Annotated in this window: 7 protein-coding genes; 5 read left to right on the forward strand and 2 right to left on the reverse strand. The window is 35.4% G+C overall.

Annotated elements, in window-relative coordinates:
* The 5 genes from ACIQ2S_RS10300 to ACIQ2S_RS10320 all read left to right on the forward strand — a co-directional run.
* Positions 1-1,814, forward strand: a 1,814-nt coding sequence (locus tag ACIQ2S_RS10300) for a translocation/assembly module TamB domain-containing protein (protein ID WP_396175654.1), incomplete at its 5' end; no start/stop codon positions are given.
* 143 nt (positions 1,815-1,957) lie between these two features.
* Positions 1,958-2,944, forward strand: coding sequence for a 6-phosphofructokinase (gene pfkA, locus ACIQ2S_RS10305; protein ID WP_396175656.1), 987 nt, complete (start codon positions 1,958-1,960; stop codon positions 2,942-2,944).
* 59 nt (positions 2,945-3,003) lie between these two features.
* Entirely contained in the window at positions 3,004-4,005 is a 1,002-nt protein-coding gene (gap, locus tag ACIQ2S_RS10310) for a type I glyceraldehyde-3-phosphate dehydrogenase (RefSeq protein WP_396175658.1), read from the forward strand.
* A 71-nt stretch (positions 4,006-4,076) separates the two neighbouring features.
* Positions 4,077-4,928, forward strand: coding sequence for a BadF/BadG/BcrA/BcrD ATPase family protein (locus ACIQ2S_RS10315; RefSeq protein ID WP_396175660.1), 852 nt, complete (start codon positions 4,077-4,079; stop codon positions 4,926-4,928).
* A 39-nt stretch (positions 4,929-4,967) separates the two neighbouring features.
* On the forward strand, positions 4,968-5,339 hold the full coding sequence (locus ACIQ2S_RS10320) for a methylglyoxal synthase (RefSeq protein WP_396175662.1): 372 nt from the start codon (positions 4,968-4,970) through the stop codon (positions 5,337-5,339).
* On the opposite strand, the gene ACIQ2S_RS10325 is transcribed toward ACIQ2S_RS10320, so the two are convergent.
* Both ACIQ2S_RS10325 and ACIQ2S_RS10330 read right to left on the reverse strand, forming a co-directional pair.
* On the reverse strand, positions 5,336-5,722 hold the full coding sequence (locus ACIQ2S_RS10325) for a RidA family protein (RefSeq protein ID WP_396175664.1): 387 nt from the start codon (positions 5,720-5,722) through the stop codon (positions 5,336-5,338). The two genes, ACIQ2S_RS10320 and ACIQ2S_RS10325, sit on opposite strands and share 4 nt — an antisense overlap.
* 7 nt (positions 5,723-5,729) lie before the next feature.
* Positions 5,730-5,916 (reverse strand): hypothetical protein (locus ACIQ2S_RS10330; RefSeq protein ID WP_396175666.1); only part of this gene is annotated, 187 nt, incomplete at its 5' end.

Below are 5,916 nucleotides of genomic sequence, written 5' to 3' on the forward strand. Positions count from 1 at the left end.
ATTTCAATGTGCTTTCTACTATTACGCATCAAGACATCAGAAAGTTCAGTATGGATGGAGCAATTGAATTTGTTGATAAAGAGCCTGTGATGGACTTAAACTTAAATTTAAATAAATTCAATTTAGGTGCATTTAAAGACGTTGGTGGTGAAGTAATTTCAAATATCAGAGGATTGGCTACCGGAAATGCAACGTTTATGGGTACGTTCAAAAATCCGGAAATGGAGGGTAGAATCTATTTAGATAAAGCCGGCTTATCTGTACCCTATTTGAATGTAGATTATGCTTTTCAAGAAAATTCAGTTGTTGATTTAACTCAAAGACAATTTCTTTTGAGAAATATTGGTATAACCGATACCAAATATAATTCCAAAGGTGTTTTAAACGGTACTATTCGCCACAACAGGTTAGAAGAATGGAAATTGGATATTGAGCTAAATTCAGATTATATTAATGTTTTAGACACGCAAGATTCGGATGATGCAATCTATTACGGCAAAGCTTTTATTTCAGGAAAGGCTACTATAGCAGGACCAACAGACGCTTTAGTAATTGATGTAAATGCAACCTCAAGAAAAGGTACTTCGTTAAAGATTCCAATTGCAGAAACCGAAGGTATAGGCGAAAATACTTATATTCATTTTGTTACAAGAGAAGAGAAGTATTCGTTAGACCCCAATAAAAAGTTCAGCAATAGAAATTACCAAGGTTTAGAAATGAATTTTGATTTAACCATTACCGAAGATGCAGAAATTGAGGTAATCTTAGACAAAGAAACCGGACATTTAATTCGAGGGAAAGGTTTTGGATATTTAGCTTTAAATATCAATACTTTAGGAAAATTTAATATGTGGGGAGACATTGGTGTTAACGAAGGAATCTATAATTTCAAATACCGCGGTCTTATTAGTAAACAATTTAAGTTGAAAAAAGGAGGAAGTATTGTTTGGGAAGGTGACCCGATGCGAGCCCGACTAAATTTAGAGGCAATTTATGATAACATACGTGCAAATCCTGCTGTAATGCTCGAGAATACAACGGTTAATCAAAAAGTACCAGTCGTGCTGACAATTGGAATAACAGGTAGTTTGAACAATCCGGAACCAGACTTTTTTATAGAATTCCCAACAATTAGTTCTGTTTTGAAATCGGAAATTGAAACAAAATTAAATGATAAAGACACACGTCAAACGCAAGCTTTGCATCTATTAGCAACCGGAAACTTTTTAAGTCAAGATGGAAGTACTAGCCAAACAGGTATGGCTAATAACTTATTTGAAACTTTTGCTGGTGTTTTTAATGATATTATTGGAGAAGAAAATTCAAGCTTTAATGTCGAACTTGATGTAGTGACAGCAGATCGCACCCCTGGAAGAGAAACCGACGGTAGTGTTGGTTTTACCGGTTCATTTGAAATCAATGAACGCATCAGTGTCAACGGAAAACTTGGAGTGCCAATTGGCGGAATAAATGATGCAGCAGTGGTAGGTAATGTTGAAATTTTATACCGGGTAAATGAAGATGGGAGCTTAAATATGCGAGTTTTTAATCGAGAAAATGACATTACATATATTGGCGAAGGGATTGGTTATACGCAAGGTATAGGTGTTTCTTATCAAGTGGATTTTAATACATTTAGAGAACTGATTACTAAAGTTTTTAAAAATGCCAAATTAACAAAAGATACCACTCCGTACAATGATGTTGGTCCCGATTCTGAAATGTTGCCTGAACATGTAAATATTTTAACAAAAAAGAAACCACCGGGAGAAGCCAAAAAAGAAGAGGAAGAAAGAACTCCTGAAATTGATTAATTCAATACTATTATATCCTCATTTATAACTTTAGAAAACTTATCAACGAAAACGTTTGAATTTGCACTTATGTGCTAAATTATTAAAAGGGGTCCGATATTACTCGTAATTGTTTGCTAAATTTACAGTATAAACAGCAAAAAATGATTAAAACAATAAAAAAGATTGGTGTGCTAACTTCCGGAGGAGACTCTCCAGGAATGAATGCAGCGATACGATCTGTAGTGCGAACATGTGCTTATTATAAAGTAGAATGTTTAGGGATTTACAGAGGCTATCAAGGAATGATTGAAGGCGATTTTAAAGATATGGGTCCTCGTTCTGTACACAATATTGTCAATAAAGGCGGAACCATTCTTAAATCTGCTCGATCAAAAGATTTCATGACAGCCGAAGGCAGAAAACTAGCCTTTGATCATTTAACAAAAGAAGGCGTTGATGCTTTAGTGGTTATAGGTGGCGATGGAAGTTTTACGGGTGCATTGGTCTTTAATAAGGAATTTGGAATGCCTGTGATGGGTATTCCGGGAACTATCGATAACGATATTTTTGGAACCAGCCATACCTTGGGATTTGATACAGCCTTGAACACAGTTGTTGAAGTGATTGATAAAATTAGAGATACTGCCAGTTCGCATAACCGATTATTCTTGGTCGAAGTCATGGGTAGAGATGCCGGTCACATTGCTTTAAATGCAGGTATAGGTGCAGGAGCCGAAGAAATTTTGATTCCTGAAGAAAATATGGGATTAGAGCGTTTGTTGGAATCACTGCGAAGAAGTAAACTTTCAGGAAAATCATCAAGTATAGTTGTTATTGCCGAAGGTGATAAAATTGGTAAAAGTGTTTTTGAACTAAAAGATTACATCGATCAAAATTTACCGGAATATGAAGTAAGAGTTTCGGTATTAGGTCATATGCAAAGAGGAGGTTCACCTTCTTGTTTTGACCGAGTACTAGCTTCCAGATTAGGAGTTAAATCTGTAGAAGCTCTTTTAGAAGGCAAATCAGGTTATATGGTAGGACTTCACAACGACAAAGTAGAATTAACACCACTAGACCAAGCAATAAAAGGTCATTCAGAAATTGATCGAGAATTGTTGAAAGTATCAGACATCATGTCAATATAAATAATTAGATATAAAATAGTAATAACCGACCCACTTGAAGGGGTCAAAAAATGAATAAAATGTCAAAAGTAAAATTAGGAATCAACGGATTTGGTAGAATTGGTAGAATTGTATTTAGAGAAACCTTTAATAGAGATAATGTTGAAGTGGTTGCTATTAATGATTTATTGGAAGTAAGCCACTTAGCATATTTATTAAAATATGACTCCGTTCACGGAAGATTCAATGGAACAGTAGAAGTAGTAAACGGCGAACTTATCGTTAATGGTAAAAAAATTAGAGTTACTGCCGCAAAAGACCCATCAACATTAAAATGGGACGAAGTGGGCGTAGATGTTGTTGCTGAATGTACTGGTATTTTTACAACCCTAGAAACTGCTAATGCTCACATAGTAGGAGGTGCGAAGAAAGTAGTTATTTCTGCTCCATCAGCTGATGCTCCCATGTTTGTAATGGGTGTTAATCATACGCAAGCAAAATCATCAGATACTATTGTTTCAAATGCCTCATGCACAACAAATTGCTTGGCTCCACTTGCAAAAGTGATTCATGACAATTTTGGAATTGTAGAAGGTTTAATGACAACTATTCACGCAACCACAGCGACTCAATTAACCGTTGACGGACCTTCAAGAAAAGATTTCCGTGGGGGTAGATCGGCTTTATTAAATATGATTCCATCTTCAACAGGAGCTGCAAAAGCAGTTGGAAAAGTAATTCCTGAATTGAACGGAAAGTTAACAGGTATGTCAATGCGTGTTCCTACAGCAGACGTTTCAGCAGTAGATTTAACTGTGAAGTTAGCAAAAGAAACTACCTATGACGATATCATGGCAGTTTTGAAAAAAGCTTCTGAAAATGAATTGAAAGGAATATTAGGTTATACTGAAGATGATGTGGTTTCGCAAGATTTTGTTTCAGATCCAAGAACTTCTATTGTTGATGCCAAAGCAGGTATCGGCTTGAATTCAACTTTCTTCAAAATTATGTCTTGGTATGACAATGAATATGGTTATTCAAGCAAAATGATTGACTTGTCTGTACATATTGCAAATCTATAATTTTGGGTAAAGTCCCATTGTATGGAAGTACAATGGGACTTTTTATTACAACTAACAAACAAACAAAACCCATGAAATTATTAGTAGACAGTGGTTCAACAAAAGCCGACTGGATAGCCATTGATGAAAAAGGAAAAGTATTATTTACTACGCAAACACTTGGTTTAAATCCGGAAGTATTATCAAAAGAAGAAGTCATCGAACGATTAAACGACAAGTTTGATATTTCACACAATAAAGCAAAAGCTACGCATCTATTTTTCTACGGAGCCGGTTGTGGAACCGACCGGATGAAAGATTTTTTAACCGAAGTTTTTCAAGGTTATTTTAAAAATGCAGCTGTTACAGTTCACGAAGACACTTACGCTGCCGTTTATGCAACAACGCCTAAAAATGAGCAAGCCATTGTTTCTATTTTAGGTACAGGTTCTAATTGCAGTTTTTTTGATGGCAAAGTACTGCATCAAAAAGTACAGTCTTTAGGTTACATTGTCATGGATGATGGTTCGGGCAATCGCTTTGGTAGACATCTACTTCGTGCGTACTATTTTAATAAAATGCCTAAAGATTTAGCGATTGAATTTAGTGATGAATATAACGTTGACCCGGATTATATCAAACAAAATTTATATAAAGAGCACAATCCGAATGCGTATTTAGCAACCTTCGCCAAATTCATCATTAAGCATAAAGAAGAAGAATTTTGCAAAAAAATAATTCTGAAAGAGTTAAATAAATATGCCAAGAATTATATTATGCAATATGATAATTATAAAGAAGTTCCGGTACATTTTGTAGGCTCGATTGCTTTTTATTTGAAGGAGGAATTAACACAGGTTTTGGCCAAACATGGCATTACTATTGGCAATGTACTTCGAAGACCCATTGACGGATTAATAGCTTATCATATAGTAAACAAATAACTTTAAACCACGTGAAAGCGTGGTTTTTTTATATAGCGTATGGAAATAGCAATCATTGCACACGATGGTAAAAAAGCCGATATGGTGCAGTTTTTAAACAAAAACAAAGAGCTTTTATTACAACATCACATCAAACTTATTGCTACGGGAACCACCGGTAGCAAAGCCGAACAAGTGGGTTTTAAAGTAAAAAAAATGCTTTCTGGTCCGCAAGGTGGTGATGCACAAATTGCAGGCAGAGTAGCGGAAGGAAAAACAAAAATGGTTTTGTTTTTTAAAGATCCTTTGTCGAGTCATCCACACGAAGCAGATGTAAACATGCTTATTCGTGTTTGTGACGTTCACAACATTCCTTTGGCAACTAATGCAGCTACTGCTCAATTATTACTTTTAGGAATAACAGCAGTTTAATTTTCTTTGATTGCAAGCATCGAAATCTCAACATTCACAAATTTGGGCAAAGCTGCCACTTGAACCGTTTCTCTGGCTGGAGCGGTTTTTTCATCAAAATAAGTCCCGTAAACGACGTTTATTTTTGCAAAATCATGCATATCGCTTATAAAGATTGTAGTTTTTACCACATCGGAAAATGTCATTTCTGCAGCTTCTAAAACCGCTTTTAAATTTTCCATTACTTGTTTAGTTTCCAATTCAATTGTGTCTAAAACTAGTTCACCTGTTGCAGGATTTATAGCAATTTGACCTGAAGTATAAAGGGTGTTTCCAATCAGTACTGCTTGATTGTACGGTCCGATTGGAGCAGGAGCATTTTTAGTAAAAATTATTTTTTTCATTCTTATGTTAATTTAGTATTCTGTCTGGAATAGAACGTTTGTCGTATTTTAAATCACTAAGAATTGGCGATTTTAAACCAATAAAGAATCCCCAAGAAGGATTAGGTCCCAAAGGCTGCCAGTTAAAATCGATTCGCCAACTCAACAAGTCACGTTCAAATCGGATTTGAGTAAAAGTTACCCCTTTTTGCACA

It is taken from the genome of Flavobacterium sp. (assembly GCF_044371705.1).
Lineage (GTDB): Bacteria > Bacteroidota > Bacteroidia > Flavobacteriales > Flavobacteriaceae > Flavobacterium.

What these genes read in the sequence shown, in the direction of transcription:
- pfkA (WP_396175656.1), top strand. Translation starts at nt 1,958, where the DNA reads ATGATTAAAACAATAAAAAAGATTGGTGTGCTAACTTCCGGAGGAGAC.
- gap (WP_396175658.1), top strand. Translation starts at nt 3,004, where the DNA reads ATGTCAAAAGTAAAATTAGGAATCAACGGATTTGGTAGAATTGGTAGA.
- ACIQ2S_RS10315 (WP_396175660.1), top strand. Translation starts at nt 4,077, where the DNA reads ATGAAATTATTAGTAGACAGTGGTTCAACAAAAGCCGACTGGATAGCC.
- ACIQ2S_RS10320 (WP_396175662.1), top strand. Translation starts at nt 4,968, where the DNA reads ATGGAAATAGCAATCATTGCACACGATGGTAAAAAAGCCGATATGGTG.
- ACIQ2S_RS10325 (WP_396175664.1), bottom strand. Translation starts at nt 5,722, where the DNA reads ATGAAAAAAATAATTTTTACTAAAAATGCTCCTGCTCCAATCGGACCG.